The sequence below is a fragment of the Bacillus sp. MT94 genome (assembly GCF_058792475.1).
On record NZ_JBXAEZ010000004.1, the window covers coordinates 103580 to 121894 of the forward strand.

Consider the following 18315-nt stretch of genomic DNA (forward strand, 5'->3'; position numbering starts at 1 on the left):
TTTGTAACAAATGAGGGAATTATAATGAAACGAACAATAGTTATGATTGTAATGATTGCCACACTATTTACAGGGATGATTTTCTTCTCTTATGCACAAAGACAACAAGCTGTAAGAGCTGATCAACCCAACATTACTGGGCAATATGGGGTTACAATCGATGCAAACACAGGTGAAATTTTGTATGGGAAACGCGAAGACGAACGCTCTTATCCGGCTAGTATAGCCAAAATGATGACAACCCTTCTTTTACTAGAGAATGTAAAAGAAGATGAAGAAATTACGGTTACAGAAAACGCAATTAAAACAGAAAGTCAAAGCAAGAAAATTAAACTTCGTGCTGGAGAAAAATTAAAGCGTGATGAGGCATTAAAACTTATGCTTATCATTAGTGCAGATCCAATAGCTGAATCAATTGCAGAACATATTGCAGGATCAAAAAATGAATTTGTGAAAATGATGAATGCTAGAGCGAAGGAACTTGGTACAAAGCATGCGACTTTCAAAAACGCAAGTGGTGCTGATGCAATTGGGAATAAAGTATCACCATATGACATTGCTATTATTACGAAAGAAGCATTAAAGTATCCAGTTGTTTTAGAATATATGAATTCAACGCGTACAACTCTACATACTTCAGAACGCTCTCCAAACATCGCAAACTACGGACGAGAAGAACTATATGACGATCCATATGCGATTGGAAGTAAAAGCGGTCTATCAGCACTTGGCAAATATACAGTCGTAACAGTGGATGAAAAAGACGGTAAACGTGTCATTAATGTTGTATTATCTTCTACCCGCAAGCAACTGTATCCTGATACGAAGAAAATGGCACATTATGCATTTCAGCAATTAAAATAACCAAGGAGTATTTTCTCCTTGGTTATTTTTTAACCATACCTTTTAATACGAACGCAACGTTTGCTGGACGCTCTGCTAGACGACGCATGAAATATCCATACCAGTCGTTTCCATAAGGTACGTAAACACGCATTTTGTAGCCTTCTTTTACTAGCTCAAGTTGACGCTCATTACGAATACCATATAACATTTGGAATTCAAATTGATCCCTTGGAATGTTGTGTTCTTCAGCAAGTTTTTTTGTATATTCAATAATCGCTTCATCATGTGAAGCAATTGCAGTATAATTTCCATTTAATAAGTGCATTTTAATAATTTTTTTATAATTGTCATCTACATCTTTCTTGTCTGGGAATGCCACTTCTTCAGGTTCTTTATAAGCACCTTTTACAAGACGTAAATTAGGATTATAAGCATTTAAATCTTCAATATCTTTTTCTGTACGATATAGGTAAGCTTGAATAACAGTACCAATATTATCGTATTCAGATTTTAATTGTTTAAAGATATCAATTGTTTTCCCGCAGCGTGTATAGTCTTCCATATCAATTGTAACGAACACACCATTTTCTTTTGCCGCTTCTAAAATACGGCGCATATTGTTCATTACGATTTCATCAGAGATATCTAATCCCATAGAAGTCATCTTTAAAGAAAGCTGCGAATCAAGACCTTCTCTTCCAATTGCACGGATCGCTTCAATCGATTGGTTAGCCATTTCATTTGCTTCCGCTTCATTATCAACGAATTCACCTAAATAATCGATTGTTACACAAAGTCCTTGCTTATTTAATGCCTGAATGGCAGCTGTCGCTAATTCAATCGTCTCCCCTGCGACGAAGCGACCTGCACCAAAGCGTAAACCGTACTTTTTAGCCAGTTTTGTTAGCGCTTTATTTTTAGATAAGAAAAGAAACGAATTTCGCATTAATTGTTCCATGTAATTCACCCCTATGACTGTAATTTATCTGTTTTTTACCCCTCTTCAAAATTATATCATTGTTTAAAATTATTGGATACAAATAATTATTTAGATAATTTATAAAATACTATAAAAACATTTAAAAACCTATATTCTCGCATGTAAATATGAAGGGAATATTTTTCGACATTTAGAAAAAACGGGTTTACTAGGGCAAAAATAGGCATACCGAAAATATTCGACATGCCTATAAAACCCTTAATATTCCATGTAAATTATATAAGGATATTAATAAAGAAAACTTGAGGTAACATTCACCTCAAGTTTTCTCACTGCTCATTTCGCTTCTCTTCATTCAGCCTTTTAATATCCGTAATTAACTGAACCATCTCTTCTTTCGCATCTGGATATGTCTCATTCCAATGCTTCACTAAAGCTGGCATCGTCTTCGCTATGTAAGAATAAAGTGCCCACTTCTGCACCTGTTCTTTTCGCTCTTCACTACTCTCTCCAAGTAACAGCTCAGTGTATTTCTCTAGTAACCCGTCAAACTGCTCGTTAAACTTTTCACTCATTTCATTTACCTCCTATATGAAAAAAGCAGCGAAGATCGCTGCTTTTTCTTATAATTTTGATCGAACAGAGTTTAATTTCTTCTCCATTGTGCTTACTTTATCACGACGATCATCAATACGAATTGTTGTTGCAACACGCTGTGCACCTTTCGTATAAGGCACTTCATGCATTTGTTGAATTACTTCTAGAATGACAGGAAGATCTCCTTCAATAATTGTATTCATCGGTGTTAATTGATACTTCACGCGATCCGCATTTTTCTCTAGCACCTTTTGTACTTCTGCTACATATTCACTAACACTTGGATTACCTGTTCCTACTGGAATAATCGATACATCAACAATTGCCATAGTAGTCTTCCTCCTATAATCGTTTCTTATATATCCATTGTCTATTTTACCGAAATCCTCATCATTTTACTAATATGTTACTCTTCCACTTTAAACTGCTCGACTAATCTTTCTAAATCTCTCATATGTTCTGTCAAACTTTCCATCGTGTGAGCTACCTTTTCTAAATGATTCACCTGTGATTCCGTTGCAGCATGTACCTCTTCGGAAACAGCTGCACTTTCTTGACTCGTACCAGCAATTGTGTGCATTACCGCTGTAATCTCTCCTTGCTCGTAACCTATGTTATGTACCTCTTCTACAATTTTTTCAACTGAAGTACTAATCGTATTTACAACTGACATAATTGTGCGGAACTCCATTTCTGCCTCTGTCGTCACTTTATTTTGCACATCTGCAATGTCTTTCAATTTACTTACAACTTCTACAACTCTTTTTACTTCTACTTGCACATCACCAATCATCGTTGTAATTTCTCCTGTTGCCTCTTTTGATTGTTCCGCTAATTTCCGAACCTCTTCAGCAACAACCGCAAATCCCTTACCTTGCTCACCTGCACGGGCAGCTTCAATCGAAGCATTTAAAGCAAGTAAATTTGTTTGATCCGAAATACCTTTTATAAGCTCAACAACATTTTGAATCGATCCAACTCTTTGTTCTAACTTATCCGATGCTTCTTCTGTATGAACAACAATCGAAGATGATTGTCCCCTCGTACGGATTAAATTCCTCATTGTATTTAATCCTTGCTTAGATGCCTCTTCCGCTTTGCCAGCCACTCCTTTTATTTCACCAACGGAGCTATTCATTTGTTCCACTGACTCCGCCATATTCTCGAGCTGAGCTGAAACTTCATCCACACTATTCGCAAGAGTAGAAGCTCCTCCGCTCACATCATCCATCGCTCCTGAAACTTCTCTACTAGCCGCTACTGTTTCGTTCGTTAAATAATGTAAACTATTCGTTGATTGTTGCACCGTTGATACGCTGTTTTTAATTTTACTTACCATTTCATTCATTTGTTCAACCATATCATTAAAGTGCTTAGTCAACTCTCCAACTTCATCTTTACTTGTCACTTTCATTCGCAGCGTTAAATCGCCTTCTGCTACTTTTTGCACGTGATTCTTTAATAGTTGCAGTGGTCTTGCTAATCTTCTTGAGAACAAGTAGGAAGCTACGATTCCAACTAATAAACTAATACATGCCATTATAATAACTGTATTCCTCGTACTATTTAATAACCCATCGATCGTTTCTTTCGGATAAAAGATTCCTATCGTCCATTTCATCGTATCAAATGATTGACTATAAACTACTACATCTTCACCTTTTATTGTACTGCCCGCATATTTTGTTACCTCTTTATTCAAGCTCTTTATAAGTGGCTCTTTAGAAACATCTTTTCCTATCTTTTCTGGATAAACAAGAGCCATATTTTTATCATTTATAATAAACATTTCTCCGTCATTATTGTATTGAATATTGTGAAGCAACTTCTGAATCGTCCCAAGCGATACATCCATCGCAACAACGCCTAATACAGATCCATCTTGAGCTGTAATTGCTTTAGAAACACCTACACTTAACTTTCCTGTTGCAATTTCATAAGAAGGTTGTCCCCAATAGACCTTTTTTACATCAGCCTCTGAATCTTTATACCATGGTCTTGTCGTTGGATCATATCCTTCTGGCACTTGCCCACCTTCAGCAAGATTGGCACTTAATGTTTTTTTATCTTTCGTACCAATATATAAATCTAAAATACCAGGATGATTCTTTTTATACTCTGCAAACTCTTTCGTTAAAAACGCTTCCTCTTCCGGAGTAACCCCACCTTGAAGCATATTACGAATCATCTCACTGTTCGCGTAATACCCCATATCTTCATCCGTTCTTTGAACAAATGTCGTAAGTTGCTCTGTCACAAGATCCATCGCATTTTGAGAATACTCGTCTAAGGAACGCACTTCCTTTTCTTTCTGTAATTGATACACAGCTGTACCCAATATTACGAACATCATAGAAATAAGTACTGAAAACACTACCGCAATTTTTAAACGTAAACTTCTTAACATCTTCCCCCCAGCATCCCCTTCGCATTAAATTGAAATCTTATTAATCATTATATTAAGTATAATAGATAAAATTAAAAAATTGAAATTAATTCTCACCTTAATACAATTAGAAAACGGACTACCACTTGTGCAAAAACAAATAGTTCATTATCCTTAAAATATAATCTCATTCGTTCGGAGGGAACTATGTTACAAAAATTCGGTTTCTCACAATATGAAAGCCAAGCTTATGAAGTTGTCGTATCAAGCAATGAACCATTAGATGCTACAACAATTGTGAAGCATTCAGGTGTTCCAAAAGCAAAAATATATGAAGTACTAGCACGCCTAATCGATAAAGGAATGGTAATGGATTCTGTTTCAGAAAAGAAAAAATTGTATACAGCATTACCACTAAAACTAGCAATTGAAAAATTAACGACAGAATTCCAATCAAATATTAAAGAACTGGAAACAAACATATCAAAAAAATCATTTACAGATGACCGTGTGTGGAGCTTAAAAATGCAATCTTCTATTCGAGTTCAAAGTAAAGAACTCATTGAAAGTGCACAAGAATCCATCCGTATTTCAGCTTGGAATGATACTCTTTTAGAATATCTCCCTTTACTAGAACAAAAAGCAAAACAAGGTGTTCAAATTGAATCTCTTATTGTTGGAGAAGTAGAAACAGACTTAGAAAACATGCATTTTCTAATCCCAGCTGAAGAGCCTAATGCATTAGAGCGCTACTTGCTACTCATCGTTGACGATCGTGAAATTTTATTTGCTGGCGTAGAACAAGAATCATGGCAAGCGATGAAAACAATGTCACAACCTTTCGTAAAGTTCTTTACAGAATTTTTCTATCACGACGTTGCACTTGCAAAGATTACTCAGAAACATCATGATCTCTTTATGGAAGATGAGGAAATTAAGAGTTTGCTGATGAAATTGAGGTACTAATTAAATAATAAAAAGGAGTCTAGTTTTTCACTTAGACTCCTTTTCGTTTTGTTCCTTTATGTCCATCAACAGCTCAATGATTTTCTCATTTTGCTCTACCTGTTTCTCAGAATTTTTATAGATGAAACGAACCCATCTAAGTGCAAGAATAATAAGAAACAACGGGATTACTGAAATTAGAAAACCAATAATTGAAAAATTCGTATACATATACCTCACCTCGCTATATACCCTTTTCTCCATTTACCTACTAAAACCTGCAATATTTTACAAATAAAAAAGAACCTATCAAACGATAGATTCTTCTTTCACGAACTGAGTAGAGCGTCCTCTCGTAATCGAGAAAATCGCGCAAAGCAGTGCTAATATAATAAAGCCACCACCTACCCAAGCATTATATATAACAGATGATTTTTCAATAACAACTCCACCTACTGTTGAACCAAGTGCAATTCCTAAATGAAGCGCAGAGTTATTTAAACCTTGTTGAATACCAGCTGATTCCGGTGCAATTTCAATTAAATAATTTTGCTGCGCTGGTGAAATCGCCCAGCTCAGCATACTCCAAAGTCCCATCATAATGATGAAGAGCGGGAATGAGAATGTCATTAATGGCAACATGAAGATTGCACATGCAAATACGATAATAATCGAGATAATACTTTTCTTCGATCCCCATTTATCAGCAAGCCATCCACCGAATCCGCCGCCAATTACTGCTGCGATTCCGAAAATGAAGTAAAACACACTAATCCAATTTGCTTCAACATGCATGACATCTTTTAAAAACGGTGTTAAATATGCATACAATGTTAAATGCCCCGTTAAAAACAAAAATGATGTTAACTGTGCACTTACAATTTTTTTATCTTTTAAAGTAGCAAGTTGTTCTTTTATTGATAATACCGATGTCGGTGGTACTTTCGTTAAGAACAATGAAATACAAGCTATTGCCATAACTGTTAATACAGAAATTAATACAAATGGCGCACGCCATCCGTATGCATTTCCGAGTACAAGACCAAGCGGTACTCCAAGTACAAGTGATCCACTAATTCCCATAAAAATGATTCCAATTGCACGCGCACGAAAATGCGGTTCTACTACACTAGAAGCAAGTGTTACCGATAGTGCAATAATTAATGAACCACTGGCCGCACAAATAACCCTTGAGAACATCAGCATTCCGTAATTCACACTAAATGCCGAAATAATATTTCCGATTAAGAAAATCGATAATGCTCCAACATACAATGTTTTTCTTTCAAACTTCCCTGTCAAAGCTAATAAAACTGGACCTGACAAAGCAAATACTACCGAAAATATTGTGATAAGCTGACCAGCTGCACTAATAGATACTCCTAAATCATTGGCAACTAAATCGAGCGTTCCTCCTATAATTAGCTCAACCGTTCCGACTACAAAAGCCGCGATAGCTAAAATATAAACACGAAAATTCAAGTCTTTCCCCACGCTTTCTATTTTGGTTACTACCATCATGGTAACCAAAATAGAAAGTGGAAGCAAGTACAATTTTTTTACAGTAAAAAAGGTAGGCGTATAATACGCCTACCTTTTCATCATTCTGTTTCTTTCTTCTTATTCAAGTACCAATACACCGGCAGTCCCGTAAATACAATTCCAATCGATAAGAAACAACTTACTGGATCGTTAATAATCGCACTACCAATTACAAAGAACGAACCTAAAATCGCTACGATTGGTACGATTGGGAATAACGGTACACTATATGCACGCTCTTTATTCTTATTACGTTTTCTTAAAATGAAGACACCAATAAACGTCATTACATAGAAAATATAAATAATGAATACGGAAATCTCAGATAGCTTATTTGGATCACTAATAATCATTAAAATAATTCCTAAAATGATTTCAACAGTAATCGCATTTGCTGGTGTTTTAAATCTCGGACTTTCCTTTGCAATAAACTTAGAAAATGGAAGTTGTCCACGCTCTGCCATAGACATTGGGATACGTGGAAACGTTAAAATCTTTCCATTTAAACAGCCGAAAATAGAAACGATAATACCGATACTAATAATTTTCCCGCCATATTCTCCAAGTAACATACCCGCAGCTGTCGCTGTCGCATTTTCTCCAAGGTCTACAATTTTCGCTGCTGGTAATACATTTAATAACGCCAAGTTAATTAATACGTAAGCAGCAGTTACGATTAAAATCCCCACTGTCATTGCTTTCGGTAATAACTTTGTTGGATTCTTCATTTCTCCGCCAATCGAAGCAAGTAAAATCCATCCGTCATAAGCAAATAACGTTGCTAAAATTGCCATACCGATACTTTGATTTTCTGATATCGGCACTACTACGTTAAAGATATCGCTATTCCCTTTCCAAAAACCTAGCACGACAATTAATATGATCGGAATCATCTTCCCAATTGTCGTGATTGTTTGGACGATACCTCCGTATTTTGTTCCCATACTATTTATAACGCCAAGGAACACAACCGTTCCAATTGCAATTGGTAAATTCCACACTTTATCTAAATAGAAAAAATTAATCATTAAAGAACTAAAGTATAAACCTAATGTTCCGATAATAGCAGGTCCATAAACAATTGTTTGCATCCAACCTGATAAATATCCCCAAAAACTCCCGTAAATCTCCTCTAAATACGTATACAACCCACCATTTTTCGGGATTTGCGCTCCAATTTCAGCTACTGTTAAACCACTTGCTAGCGTCAACAGACCACCAATTACCCAAGCAAGAATGGCCATATTAGAACTCCCCGAGTAATCTAATACGCTCCCTGGTTTCATAAACACACCAGATCCAATAATCGTTCCTACTACGATAGAAAGTGCTACTGTTAAACCAATTTTGTTCTTCTCATCATGATGCATGCTGCGTATCCTCCTTCCAATCCTAGTGTGATGCAAAAATGAAATAAAAAAACACTCCTCCCTAAAAAAGGGACGAGTGTTTTATTCGTGGTTCCACCCTTGTTTCAATTCGCAAAGTAACACACTTCACCAATTTCTCAAGTCTAAATAACGGTTTTTGCCGGCAAGCAATTACTAGATGCTCGTTCACTGCTGCAGTTCAGAGGTGGTAATCCATTTTTCCGTATTAGGAAGCTCACAGCCAAAGGCTTCCCTCTCTGAGAATCGTAAAAAATTGATCATGTCCTCATCATCACTTCTTGATGTCGAATTTTGTAGTTATTGTTCATTATATTGAATTGTTAGAAAAAATCAATATATTTTTTTATATAACATAGGAAATATTTCTCTTCTTATATTATAACAGAACATACAAAACTTCTCTAATTCCCTAAAAATGGTATAATTCTTTTAGGAGGTGTACTAATAATGATTGCTGTCTTTTGTATCATCGCTACGTTTCTCTCTGTTCTATTCGCTATCATGTATCGAAACAAGTATCCTGGTTATAGCATTTTAGCGGTAGCTATTATACCAGCTGTTTCCTTCTACGTATTGGGTAAATATCAATATACGGAAGTGTTTATCGGTTTTGCAATCTTCTACTGCGTCTTCGGATACATACTAACAATAAAAAGAATTTCAATGCCTCATTAAAAGGGACCGATTTCTACTTATAGAAATCGGCCCTTGCACGTACCTTCCTGTTGCCCACACGAAAGATACGACTTCATTCAATTATTTATCTTCTTTTTTCATAAAAAACTTATGGTGCGGTAAATCAACATTCAATGCCTCTAATTGTTTCTTTTCATTGTCTAAAATCGCTTTTGCTTTTTCTTTTGTTGCTTCATCTAATCCCGCAAAGATGTCTTCACGCTTCTCTTTCTCTGGAAGTTTCACGCCTAACTTCGTTAATTCTTCTTTTGCTTGCTCATGCGTTAATTTTCCGGATTTTTCTTGCTCAAAAATTGACTTCACTTTTTCTTTCGTCTGTTCATCTAAATTAGCAAGCATATCTTTACGCTTACCTTTCTCTGGCATTTTCACACCTAACTTTGATAATTCCTCTTGCGCTTGTTCACGTGTTAATTTTCCAGATTTCTCTTGCTCTAAAATGGACTTCGCTTTTTCTTTCGCCTGTTCATCTAAGTTAGCAAACATGTCTCCATGCTTACCTTTTTCCGGCATTTTCACGCCTAGCTTTGTTAATTCCTCTTTTGCTTGTTCACGTGTTAGTTTTCCGGATTTCTCTTGCTCTAAAATGGACTTCGCTTTTTCTTTCGCCTGTTCATCTAATCCTGCAAACATGTCTTTACGCTTCTCTTTCTCTGGAAGCTTTACACCTAGTTCCTCTAACTGTTTCTTTGTATCGTCCATAATTGTTTTTACTTTTTGTTTTGTAGCGTCATCCAAATCCTTTTTCGCCGTTTTTGCAGGCTGATCCACTGCTGGAGTATTCGTTGCCGCGAATGCCGGAATACCGACTCCTCCAATGATTCCGAATGATAAAGCACCTGCAATCGCTAAATACCCAACTGTTTTCTTCTTCATAGGAAATTTCCTCCTTCATATTTCTAATGCATGTACACTTTCGTATACAATGCCTATAGTAATGTCGGTTTCTTAACATTTCCTTAACGACTTAACAAAAAAACACCGCTCGTAATGAGCGGTGTTTCTCTATGCTTTTTGTAATTGTAACTCTTCACGTTCCATTATTTTTCTTAATACAATTGTTTGTGTCATTGTAAATAAGTTACCTGTTATCCAGTACAACACAAGTCCTGATGGCGCCGCAAACCCCATAAATAGAATCATTGCCGGCATCATAATTTGCTGCATCTTTAGCATCTGTACTTGTTCTCCAGGTGTAATATTCGATTGGAAAACTTTCATCTGAATAAATGTCGTTAACGCTGCAATAATCGGTAATATATGATATGGATCTGCATGTCCTAGGTTCACCCATAAAAACGAAGATGTGCGAATCTCTTCGGTTCTGCTAATCGCATAATACAAAGCAGAGAAAATCGGCATTTGTATAAAAATTGGCCAACAACCAGCAAGTGGATTCCAACCGCCTGATTTCATTAGTTCTGACATTTCTTTTTGATACTGCTTTTGTTTTTCAAGATCTTTGCCTACATCACCGTACTTTTTCTTTAACTTCTGCAATTCAGGTTGCATTTTCTTCATTTTCGCTTGGCTGCGATATTGCGAAACAGCTAATGGAATCATTGCTGAACGAATAACGAGCGTCATAATAATGATAGCAATCCCAAAGCTAGCTCCAGGTATATGATGAGCAACAAATTGAATCATAAACGAGATTGGATATACAAAATAATGATCCCAAATCCCAGTACTATGTGCATCAATTGGGGCTGCATTACTGCAACCAGATAAAACAAAAACAAATAATAATGATAAACTAACGAGCACAGCTCGGTATGATTTTAACATGTTCATTCCTCCAATGTTTCGTAATTATTTAGCGAAACATTGGTGTATACGGACCGACCTCGTCATTCTCTTCACTTGATTCTTGTCTGCGTACAGAACGAATCATTCCATATTTATAAAAAATAGAAAATAGCGGTACATTTCCCGCACTATCTTCACATGTATCAACTAGCGCAAAAGCTCTTTGTCTACCGCTTGACGCTTGTTGACGCACAAAGCGAGAAACATTAGCAAGGAAGAAAACTTCTAATAAACAAAGTGCCGTCGTTACAAACGATATATATAGAATTGCATCCTGCAATAAAAATTCCATCGCTTCACATCCTTAATAAGGTCATTTTAGCACATTAGGCAAACATTCTCTATTTCCTTTTATTTTCAAAAAAAGTATTTTGCATATTTTCTCAAGAAAATAATAATTAAGAAACGTTGTATTCGCTTTCTTTAGTATATTCACGCACATCAATGAATAGGCTTGATTTATTAGAAATTTATAAAATTTTTGCATTATAATAAAACTATTGCCAGTTTTTGAAAAAACCTTTATTCTCTTCTTGTAATCAAAAATGAATATGGAGATGAAACATACTATGGGTCAACTAGGAGACGCCGATTACGTTCCCGACACCGCCTTTTTATCCTTCCCAGCAGCTAAAACATTTCACTTAGAATTTATGATACAGTTGGTTGTTATTTTTATAGCTTCTATTTTGTATGCAATTTCTATGAATATGTTTTTTATCCCGCATAACATGATTAGCGGTGGATTCGCTGGTGTAGGGATGATTATCGGTTATTTAATGCACTACAATATCGGTGCACTTATCTTTTTACTAAACATTCCTCTTCTTATTTTAAGTCACTTTTACTTAGGCAAGAAGACAACCTTTTTAACAGCTTACTTTGTAGCTGTATCATCGTTAGCGATGAACATTATCCCTGTACACCAGGTTTCAGACGATATTTTACTATCTTCTGTATTCGGTGGTGTAATCTGCGGAGCAGCTTCCGGAATCATATTCCGATTTGCTTCTTCAACAGGTGGCTTTGATGTTGTTGGATTGATTGTAGCGAAACATCGAGATATTTCAATTGGAGCAATCATCTTTGTATTCAACTTAGTCTTACTTGTTGCAGCAGGTTTTATTTTCGGATGGGATATTACACTTTATACGTTAATTAGCCGGTTTGTAGTCAGCAAAGTTATCGATGCTGTGCATACGAAACATATTAAATTAACGATAATGACAGTTACAGAAAAAGGTGAGGAAATAAAAAGCGCACTACTACATCACGGCATACGCGGGGTGACAATGGTAGACGCTGTCGGCGGCTATACAAACCATAAGAAAAAAATGATTTACACTGTCGTGACTCGCTATGAGTTAGGCGAAATGAAACGTATTATCCGTCAAGTGGATAACAAAGCATTTATGAACATTACTGAAACAGTTGAAATTGTCGGCCGTTTCAAACGCATATAAAAAAGGTTAATAAATTAAAGGGCATAACATATTAGTCATATATAATATGTTATGCCCTTTGTTATTCAACTCACGTACCTTTTAGCATAATAAAATCACTAAGTTTATTACTACAAATCGGAGGATAGCATCCCATATACAATACTATCTGTCCATTCATCTTTATTCCAAAAATCTTGTATGAAATGGGCTTCCTTTCTCATGCCTATTCGTTCACACAATTTTTGTGAAGCTGTATTACGTGCATCAAGATTAGCCTGTATACGATGTACATTAAATTCATTAAATAATTTCAATACCAAACTACTTACTGCTTCTGTCGCCAAACCTCTCCCAGCTACTTCATTTGAAAAACTATAACCAATCTCAACAGTGTCTTTCATATTTGTGTACCATACGGATAAATCACCAACTACTTTAGTTTTGTATATAACTGCCAAACTTAATATTGATTCTTTAGTAAGTACATTATTTGCTAACTTCTTATTAAATCTTTTCTGCATGTCTTCATGAGTCCACTTATTATGTAATAGGAACTTACATGTATCATCACTATTATAAATAACAAATACATCCTGTAAATCAGTACTCTTAAAAGGTCTAATTATTAATCTTTCTGTTGTGAACTCCAAGTTAGCTCTCCTCCCTTACATTCATACTATAAAACATTTTTTATAGTATTTAAGCCTCCTTCTTAGATCTCACCTTGATTACATATTTCATCATAATAAATTAAAATCCTTCTTCCACTAAACTGCACCGTTAATGGTATTTCCTTGCGCTTTTTATTTTTTACACTTATTACAAAATCAGATAATTCTATTATTATGTCTCTAAATGTGTTATAATGAAAGCAGACTCACAAAAAAAGAGTATATAGACTTGGAAGTTTCTCTTATTTTACAAGCAAAAAGAAACGAGCAGTCGGGTATATTTCAGACACCATACACGTAACGGTTTAAACAACCGATCATCTTAGTTACTCTTCAATGATCTTTTTATAAAAAGATACGTACAATTAAAACTCACTTCAATATACTATACCTACCTTTTTGACTTCCAAATCATCTTATTACATAAGGAGATGAACATATGAATCAATATATACGATATACAATAGCTGTCCTGTTTGCTATTATCGGCGGAACAATCTGCTTCTGGACAAACACACAGCTTGGAGAGAATATCATTTTTAATGGAATCGAAACACTTGTAAGCGCTTCAATTTTAGGCGGATACATTTACTTCCTCTTCAATCCAGAAGAAAACGCTCAAAAAACAATGTTATTAACAATGATTGGAATCGTTGGTGGATGTATTTCCTACTCAATGACAAACTATACATTACCACTTCAATTAAGCTCAGCTTTCTTCCACGGTCTATGGACTTGGTTCATTGCATTCTGCTTAGCAGACGTATTCAACCTATTACAAGACAATGAAGAAGATAGCGGTCGCCAAATCGAAAGTAACTCTTAAGCTGGAAGATACTCTTCCAGCTTTTTTATGTTGGTTTGCATATCCCCGCATCACGATAAAAAGAAGTTACCCTCACGGCAACTTCTTTTCCATATACCCCACTTCGTATTCACTAAAATATATCAACGATTTTTCAAATATATTGATTGTTTCTCCACTTATATCAACGATTTTTTCATTATATCAACGATTCGACGTAGGATATCGATTTACCGACATCCTTCGACACTCAAAACGCACAACATACCCTATCCCCCAAGCAACTTACTGCCGAACTCTACGATTAAAAAGATAATTAATAGGATCGCGAGTATCTTTAATGCTACATATGCCACTTTAAAAACAACATAAATGAGCAAGACTATCAAAATAATTGATAAGATTTCCATATTTACTTCCTCCAAGCTTTGCTCTTCTTATCTCATTTTACTCGCCCTAGGCTGTTTATGGAACGGCATAAGATGACATATAAAAAAGAGGATACCTCACCCATCGTAAGATACCCTCTCTTTCAGCTGCTTAAACCATTCTCTTTCTAATTGTAAATATCCCATTTCACTCTTCTCGGCGCTCTTTAATTCTTGATCAGCTTTCTTCATATAAGTACGGGACGCTTCCATATTGCCCTCTACATATTTAATAATTCCTTGTGTACGGTAATATCCACTTAGGTCCATTTTTGTAATAGCCTTTGCATGTTCCTTTGCTTCTTGCAAAGAAAGACTATCCATCTGATAAAGGGCTTTATATAAAAGGTACCAACTATGAAAACTACTAACGAAAAACTTATTTTCTTTCGTTACAGGTAGTTGAACAATTCGTTCTATATACGGTATCGCTCTTTCCATCCCCTCTTGATCTGCACGAGCAAAAAAGACGAGCATAAGTCTACTCATTATCTCTCTTATCCCTTTATTCTCTTTTATTTTCTCCTCACTCAATTCTACTAATCTTTCATCCCAATCTTTCGGTCTTTTATAACTAAATAACTCACTCGATATTTGAATCTCATATAAGTGATTTCTAGCTCTTTCATCATCTTTAATTAAAATAAGAAATTGCATCCCATCACTCATAAGCATTCCTTTTATCGGCACAATTGTAACCACAAAGATTGCAAAATGGAAAAAGGAAAAATATAAAAGATATTGATAATAACTCACCATGTATATGTAACCGGAAGTAATACCAAATAGTAAACTCGTAATCGGTCCACCTAAAGTGAGCCACGCCCATTTTTTCGAAAGATTCGGTGTCTCTATAGAAGGTGGTACTAGTGTTGCAACGCCTCCAAAGTACGCCCATAATTTATTTTCTCGAATGCGTAATTTTCCCTTTTCTTTTTGAATAGTAATGGGTCCTACTGTCATAAATTTAAATGTTAAACCACCTATTACACCAAATACTACATGTCCTAGCTCATGAATGGCTAACACTAACAATGAAATTCCAACTATTGCCCATAGGTTCAAAATTACTTCTAATTTCCCAGTTCGGATTACTCCGTATAAAATGGACAGAATTAGCGCCACTGTCATTGAGCCAGCTGGCCTTCTTAAAATATCCACCTTTTTCTCCCCTTAATAAATCATTTTTCTCTGCATTTCGTACATGAACTTCCCGAGATGCAATATCCAAATAAATGAGATTAAACCAATTAACACAAAATCGATATCACTAGCAGCTGTATATATAACGGCAGCCCACCATACATATGCCAATATTGTATTCGTAAATTCATACGCTTTATATCCAGCCTCATGCACAATGTGCTTTAATCCTTCATCTGCATTTTTCGTCCACATTTTCATAGATTCCATATACGTTACACCTTGTTCAGGATATAGCTTGTTATAACGATTTTTTGTTATGAGTCCGATAGTTACTACAGTAGTTAAACAAACAATAGAAGCTACTAAATTCCACACCGCAAATGAAACATTTGTATCCTGCAACAGTGCACGTCTACATGTAATAACTGCATATACAAACCATGCCTGCGTAACTATATCACCTACACGTAAATATATACTTATAATGCCTAATTTTCTGCCTTGTACGCTCTCTTCTTCATCGCGTGCCTCTGCTAACATACGTGTATTCTTCCAAGTATAGTACATCATTAAAATTCCAAAAATAGTACATATACCTATAAATGTATTGGATGATAATTTTCTCGGTTCATCCGAGAGTAAATTTAAAGCTATATAAGACGTTAAAAAGCCTCCTATCATACTTAATGCTATTTTCCCCACAGAATCAAATTGTTTTTTTCGCTTACTCTTACTCTTCATCGTCCTCTTCCCCCTCTACTAACGTAAATATTTCCTCCACTGGTACATTGAAAATTTGCGCGATTTTTAAAGACAATACGATAGATGGTGCATAATCCCCACGTTCAATTAAACTAATCGTTTGCCGTGATGATCCAATCACTTTTCCTAAATCCCCTTGTGATAAACGATGCTTTGCTCGCAATTCCCTCACTCGATTTTGAAGCTTCATGTCTTCCCTCTTTTTCATTTATTTAATTAAAATTGTAAATAATATCCTTATTTTTGTCAATTATAATTGTCATTACGACTATAATAATTGACAAGATACTTATTTCTTATCCTGTATCAAATTCCTATAAAGAATGTAAAATGTGCATTAAACATAGTCTTAACAATAAAATAAAAAAGGCAGTGCTTTTGCACTGCCTTCCTAAATTCTGACATAGAATGGATTTCATATTAGCTTGCGTTTTGTAGTAATACTCGTTTTAGCTGCTTACGGAAACGAATACCTAACGTAACCGCTACAATCACAATAACTCCAAAAATGATTTTACCGATATGACCTTCTAGCACTCCAAAGATATCATGTAAATTTCCACCTAACCAGTAACCACCAATTAAGAAGAATGATACCCAAAATAGAGCGCCTGAATAAATTGTAATGGCAAAACGACGGAATGGTAAATTAATAATTCCTGCAAAGTATCCTGTGAAATGACGTACACCAGGAATAAAGAAACCAATAAAAATCAGGAAGTACCCATACTTATCAAACCACATTCTCGTTAAGTCAATTTTTCTTTGTGTTAAAAATACGTATTTCCCATACTTTTGAATGAAAGGCATACCTAATTTATTTCCTAAAAAGTATTGAATCGTCATTCCTACACTTGTCCCAATAAAGGATAGAATAATTAAAATCGGTAAACTTAAATCACCCTTATGTGCTAAAAATCCCGCATATGCTAACGTTGGCTCTCCCGGAAACGGAAGTGCAATATATTCTAACAGCAAACCTACAAGTACAACATAGTACCCGTATTGCTGAAATAATTCATGAATCCATTCCATGTCATCTCTCCTTTCAATCACGTACAACTTCTTACTATTATTGTATAAAAAAATTGTCGAAATAACTATCACAATAGCTTACATTTTTATTACATTTTTGTAAGGGTCACACTAATGATTTCCGTTCTTTATTAAGTAGCTAAAAGCATTTTTCAAGTCGAGATAACAAAAAGACGCATTAATAATATGCAAATTTTATCCATTTTTTAACACTGAAAAACCTTTCTTATTTTGTTCTCAATAAAAAACCACCACAAACTCATGCTAACTTCATATTAGCTTCATATACGTATTGTAAGATTATATCGGAATTTGTTGAAAAATTTAACTAATATATGACTAAGCATTAATTTGAATAAATATAAGTCGTTTTTCGAAATTGAAAAAAGGGTGAATACGAAATGGAAGCATATAAAATGCACGATTTTATTAATACAAATGTTGAATCTCATCAAAATGAAACCGTTTTTAATTTACACATATGTGAAACAAGTGAATTTGACGTAAGTTTAACAAAATCTACAACACTATCTTTTATCGTTTCAAAAAAGAATATTAAAATTGTCACGAAAAAATGGACTAACTCAAACCAAGAAAGCATGATTGGCAAAAGCTACATCATTCCAACGAAAGCTTTTCACTATTTCTTACCAATTATTTCTGAAAATGAAGATGAGCTAAATATTCAAGTTCAAAGTTTTGGACTACGTGGTGAGCTTTTATTGAACGAAAGATTACTTATTGATAAAAACAACAAACACAACAGCAAAATCACTACATTCTTTGAAACATTAGATGAAAATGTAAATAAAGCATTACGAGGATTACAACTTCATTGTATGTAAGACTATTACGATAGTAAAAGGAGAAT

Annotated in this window: 22 protein-coding genes and 1 other annotated feature; of the genes, 6 read left to right on the forward strand and 16 right to left on the reverse strand. The window is 35.1% G+C overall.

Going from position 1 to position 18315, the window contains the following annotated elements; genetic code table 11:
* Positions 1-24: 24 nt before the first annotated feature.
* Positions 25-864 (forward strand): D-alanyl-D-alanine carboxypeptidase family protein, encoded by an 840-nt coding sequence (locus AC1Q51_RS15760; protein ID WP_000831466.1) that lies wholly within the window; start codon positions 25-27, stop codon positions 862-864.
* Between the two features lie 22 nt (positions 865-886).
* Here the strand turns inward: AC1Q51_RS15760 and AC1Q51_RS15765 are convergent, their stop codons facing one another.
* The 4 genes from AC1Q51_RS15765 to AC1Q51_RS15780 form a co-directional block, all read right to left on the reverse strand.
* The gene (locus AC1Q51_RS15765) at positions 887-1804 is read right to left on the reverse strand and encodes a proline dehydrogenase family protein (RefSeq protein WP_000436780.1); all 918 of its coding nucleotides are present in this window, start codon (positions 1802-1804) and stop codon (positions 887-889) included.
* A 311-nt stretch (positions 1805-2115) separates the two neighbouring features.
* Positions 2116-2361, reverse strand: a complete 246-nt coding sequence (locus AC1Q51_RS15770) for a YusU family protein (RefSeq protein WP_001290600.1) — start codon at positions 2359-2361, stop codon at positions 2116-2118.
* Positions 2362-2409: 48 nt separating this feature from the next.
* The gene (locus tag AC1Q51_RS15775) at positions 2410-2712 is read right to left on the reverse strand and encodes an MTH1187 family thiamine-binding protein (RefSeq protein WP_001018860.1); all 303 of its coding nucleotides are present in this window, start codon (positions 2710-2712) and stop codon (positions 2410-2412) included.
* A 77-nt stretch (positions 2713-2789) separates the two neighbouring features.
* The gene (locus AC1Q51_RS15780) at positions 2790-4790 is read right to left on the reverse strand and encodes a methyl-accepting chemotaxis protein (protein ID WP_492331593.1); all 2001 of its coding nucleotides are present in this window, start codon (positions 4788-4790) and stop codon (positions 2790-2792) included.
* A gap of 186 nt (positions 4791-4976) precedes the next feature.
* On the opposite strand from AC1Q51_RS15780, the gene AC1Q51_RS15785 reads away from it, so the two are divergent.
* On the forward strand, positions 4977-5735 hold the full coding sequence (locus tag AC1Q51_RS15785; protein WP_000939481.1) for a TrmB family transcriptional regulator: 759 nt from the start codon (positions 4977-4979) through the stop codon (positions 5733-5735).
* A 27-nt stretch (positions 5736-5762) separates the two neighbouring features.
* On the opposite strand, the gene AC1Q51_RS15790 is transcribed toward AC1Q51_RS15785, so the two are convergent.
* The 3 genes from AC1Q51_RS15790 to AC1Q51_RS15800 all read right to left on the reverse strand — a co-directional run bounded on the left by AC1Q51_RS15790 (position 5763) and on the right by AC1Q51_RS15800 (position 8626).
* The gene (locus tag AC1Q51_RS15790; RefSeq protein WP_071714577.1) at positions 5763-5945 is read right to left on the reverse strand and encodes a hypothetical protein; all 183 of its coding nucleotides are present in this window, start codon (positions 5943-5945) and stop codon (positions 5763-5765) included.
* 78 nt (positions 5946-6023) lie between these two features.
* Positions 6024-7208: an MFS transporter gene (locus AC1Q51_RS15795; protein WP_025118115.1), complete on the reverse strand. Its 1185-nt coding sequence runs from the start codon at positions 7206-7208 to the stop codon at positions 6024-6026.
* Positions 7209-7315: 107 nt separating this feature from the next.
* Positions 7316-8626: an APC family permease gene (locus AC1Q51_RS15800; RefSeq protein WP_023523356.1), complete on the reverse strand. Its 1311-nt coding sequence runs from the start codon at positions 8624-8626 to the stop codon at positions 7316-7318.
* 65 nt (positions 8627-8691) lie between these two features.
* Positions 8692-8928, reverse strand: a binding site (T-box leader).
* Positions 8929-9094: 166 nt separating this feature from the next.
* Between AC1Q51_RS15800 and AC1Q51_RS15805 the strand changes: the two genes are divergently transcribed.
* Entirely contained in the window at positions 9095-9322 is a 228-nt protein-coding gene (locus AC1Q51_RS15805) for a hypothetical protein (protein WP_053563416.1), read from the forward strand.
* Between the two features lie 81 nt (positions 9323-9403).
* Here AC1Q51_RS15805 and AC1Q51_RS15810 read toward each other — a convergent pair whose 3' ends face one another.
* The 3 genes from AC1Q51_RS15810 to AC1Q51_RS15820 all read right to left on the reverse strand — a co-directional run bounded on the left by AC1Q51_RS15810 (position 9404) and on the right by AC1Q51_RS15820 (position 11444).
* The gene (locus tag AC1Q51_RS15810; protein WP_090978073.1) at positions 9404-10219 is read right to left on the reverse strand and encodes a hypothetical protein; all 816 of its coding nucleotides are present in this window, start codon (positions 10217-10219) and stop codon (positions 9404-9406) included.
* Positions 10220-10348: 129 nt separating this feature from the next.
* On the reverse strand, positions 10349-11131 hold the full coding sequence (yidC, locus tag AC1Q51_RS15815; RefSeq protein WP_090978075.1) for a membrane protein insertase YidC: 783 nt from the start codon (positions 11129-11131) through the stop codon (positions 10349-10351).
* A gap of 28 nt (positions 11132-11159) precedes the next feature.
* Complete coding sequence (locus AC1Q51_RS15820; protein ID WP_000394930.1) at positions 11160-11444, reverse strand: hypothetical protein; 285 nt, start codon at positions 11442-11444, stop codon at positions 11160-11162.
* Between the two features lie 277 nt (positions 11445-11721).
* Here AC1Q51_RS15820 and AC1Q51_RS15825 point away from each other — a divergent pair, with 277 nt between their 5' ends.
* Positions 11722-12615 carry a YitT family protein gene (locus tag AC1Q51_RS15825; RefSeq protein WP_000530043.1) on the forward strand — a complete coding sequence of 298 codons (894 nt, stop codon included), beginning with the start codon at positions 11722-11724 and terminating at the stop codon, positions 12613-12615.
* Positions 12616-12725: 110 nt separating this feature from the next.
* Here AC1Q51_RS15825 and AC1Q51_RS15830 read toward each other — a convergent pair whose 3' ends face one another.
* Positions 12726-13247, reverse strand: coding sequence for a GNAT family N-acetyltransferase (locus AC1Q51_RS15830; protein WP_000397315.1), 522 nt, complete (start codon positions 13245-13247; stop codon positions 12726-12728).
* 460 nt (positions 13248-13707) lie between these two features.
* On the opposite strand from AC1Q51_RS15830, the gene AC1Q51_RS15835 reads away from it, so the two are divergent.
* Positions 13708-14094 (forward strand): DUF3938 domain-containing protein, encoded by a 387-nt coding sequence (locus tag AC1Q51_RS15835; RefSeq protein WP_001077773.1) that lies wholly within the window; start codon positions 13708-13710, stop codon positions 14092-14094.
* A 248-nt stretch (positions 14095-14342) separates the two neighbouring features.
* On the opposite strand, the gene AC1Q51_RS15840 is transcribed toward AC1Q51_RS15835, so the two are convergent.
* The 5 genes from AC1Q51_RS15840 to AC1Q51_RS15860 form a co-directional block, all read right to left on the reverse strand.
* Positions 14343-14483: a DUF3985 family protein gene (locus AC1Q51_RS15840; RefSeq protein ID WP_000404758.1), complete on the reverse strand. Its 141-nt coding sequence runs from the start codon at positions 14481-14483 to the stop codon at positions 14343-14345.
* A 96-nt stretch (positions 14484-14579) separates the two neighbouring features.
* The gene (locus tag AC1Q51_RS15845) at positions 14580-15632 is read right to left on the reverse strand and encodes a zinc metalloprotease (protein ID WP_053565466.1); all 1053 of its coding nucleotides are present in this window, start codon (positions 15630-15632) and stop codon (positions 14580-14582) included.
* A 42-nt stretch (positions 15633-15674) separates the two neighbouring features.
* Complete coding sequence (locus AC1Q51_RS15850) at positions 15675-16388, reverse strand: DUF3169 family protein (RefSeq protein ID WP_075719344.1); 714 nt, start codon at positions 16386-16388, stop codon at positions 15675-15677.
* Positions 16378-16599, reverse strand: a complete 222-nt coding sequence (locus AC1Q51_RS15855; protein WP_000776173.1) for a helix-turn-helix transcriptional regulator — start codon at positions 16597-16599, stop codon at positions 16378-16380. The genes AC1Q51_RS15850 and AC1Q51_RS15855 overlap by 11 nt, the downstream gene beginning before the upstream one ends.
* 230 nt (positions 16600-16829) lie before the next feature.
* Complete coding sequence (locus AC1Q51_RS15860) at positions 16830-17444, reverse strand: DedA family protein (RefSeq protein ID WP_000454754.1); 615 nt, start codon at positions 17442-17444, stop codon at positions 16830-16832.
* Between the two features lie 401 nt (positions 17445-17845).
* On the opposite strand from AC1Q51_RS15860, the gene AC1Q51_RS15865 reads away from it, so the two are divergent.
* Positions 17846-18289 carry a DUF3978 family protein gene (locus tag AC1Q51_RS15865; protein WP_000388762.1) on the forward strand — a complete coding sequence of 148 codons (444 nt, stop codon included), beginning with the start codon at positions 17846-17848 and terminating at the stop codon, positions 18287-18289.
* Positions 18290-18315 lie beyond the last annotated feature (26 nt).

What these genes read in the sequence shown, in the direction of transcription:
- AC1Q51_RS15760 (WP_000831466.1), top strand. Translation starts at nt 25, where the DNA reads ATGAAACGAACAATAGTTATGATTGTAATGATTGCCACACTATTTACA.
- AC1Q51_RS15765 (WP_000436780.1), bottom strand. Translation starts at nt 1,804, where the DNA reads ATGGAACAATTAATGCGAAATTCGTTTCTTTTCTTATCTAAAAATAAA.
- AC1Q51_RS15770 (WP_001290600.1), bottom strand. Translation starts at nt 2,361, where the DNA reads ATGAGTGAAAAGTTTAACGAGCAGTTTGACGGGTTACTAGAGAAATAC.
- AC1Q51_RS15775 (WP_001018860.1), bottom strand. Translation starts at nt 2,712, where the DNA reads ATGGCAATTGTTGATGTATCGATTATTCCAGTAGGAACAGGTAATCCA.
- AC1Q51_RS15780 (WP_492331593.1), bottom strand. Translation starts at nt 4,790, where the DNA reads ATGTTAAGAAGTTTACGTTTAAAAATTGCGGTAGTGTTTTCAGTACTT.
- AC1Q51_RS15785 (WP_000939481.1), top strand. Translation starts at nt 4,977, where the DNA reads ATGTTACAAAAATTCGGTTTCTCACAATATGAAAGCCAAGCTTATGAA.
- AC1Q51_RS15790 (WP_071714577.1), bottom strand. Translation starts at nt 5,945, where the DNA reads ATGTATACGAATTTTTCAATTATTGGTTTTCTAATTTCAGTAATCCCG.
- AC1Q51_RS15800 (WP_023523356.1), bottom strand. Translation starts at nt 8,626, where the DNA reads ATGCATCATGATGAGAAGAACAAAATTGGTTTAACAGTAGCACTTTCT.
- AC1Q51_RS15805 (WP_053563416.1), top strand. Translation starts at nt 9,095, where the DNA reads ATGATTGCTGTCTTTTGTATCATCGCTACGTTTCTCTCTGTTCTATTC.
- AC1Q51_RS15810 (WP_090978073.1), bottom strand. Translation starts at nt 10,219, where the DNA reads ATGAAGAAGAAAACAGTTGGGTATTTAGCGATTGCAGGTGCTTTATCA.
- yidC (WP_090978075.1), bottom strand. Translation starts at nt 11,131, where the DNA reads ATGTTAAAATCATACCGAGCTGTGCTCGTTAGTTTATCATTATTATTT.
- AC1Q51_RS15820 (WP_000394930.1), bottom strand. Translation starts at nt 11,444, where the DNA reads ATGGAATTTTTATTGCAGGATGCAATTCTATATATATCGTTTGTAACG.
- AC1Q51_RS15825 (WP_000530043.1), top strand. Translation starts at nt 11,722, where the DNA reads ATGGGTCAACTAGGAGACGCCGATTACGTTCCCGACACCGCCTTTTTA.
- AC1Q51_RS15835 (WP_001077773.1), top strand. Translation starts at nt 13,708, where the DNA reads ATGAATCAATATATACGATATACAATAGCTGTCCTGTTTGCTATTATC.
- AC1Q51_RS15840 (WP_000404758.1), bottom strand. Translation starts at nt 14,483, where the DNA reads ATGGAAATCTTATCAATTATTTTGATAGTCTTGCTCATTTATGTTGTT.
- AC1Q51_RS15845 (WP_053565466.1), bottom strand. Translation starts at nt 15,632, where the DNA reads ATGACAGTGGCGCTAATTCTGTCCATTTTATACGGAGTAATCCGAACT.
- AC1Q51_RS15850 (WP_075719344.1), bottom strand. Translation starts at nt 16,388, where the DNA reads ATGAAGAGTAAGAGTAAGCGAAAAAAACAATTTGATTCTGTGGGGAAA.
- AC1Q51_RS15855 (WP_000776173.1), bottom strand. Translation starts at nt 16,599, where the DNA reads ATGAAGCTTCAAAATCGAGTGAGGGAATTGCGAGCAAAGCATCGTTTA.
- AC1Q51_RS15860 (WP_000454754.1), bottom strand. Translation starts at nt 17,444, where the DNA reads ATGGAATGGATTCATGAATTATTTCAGCAATACGGGTACTATGTTGTA.
- AC1Q51_RS15865 (WP_000388762.1), top strand. Translation starts at nt 17,846, where the DNA reads ATGGAAGCATATAAAATGCACGATTTTATTAATACAAATGTTGAATCT.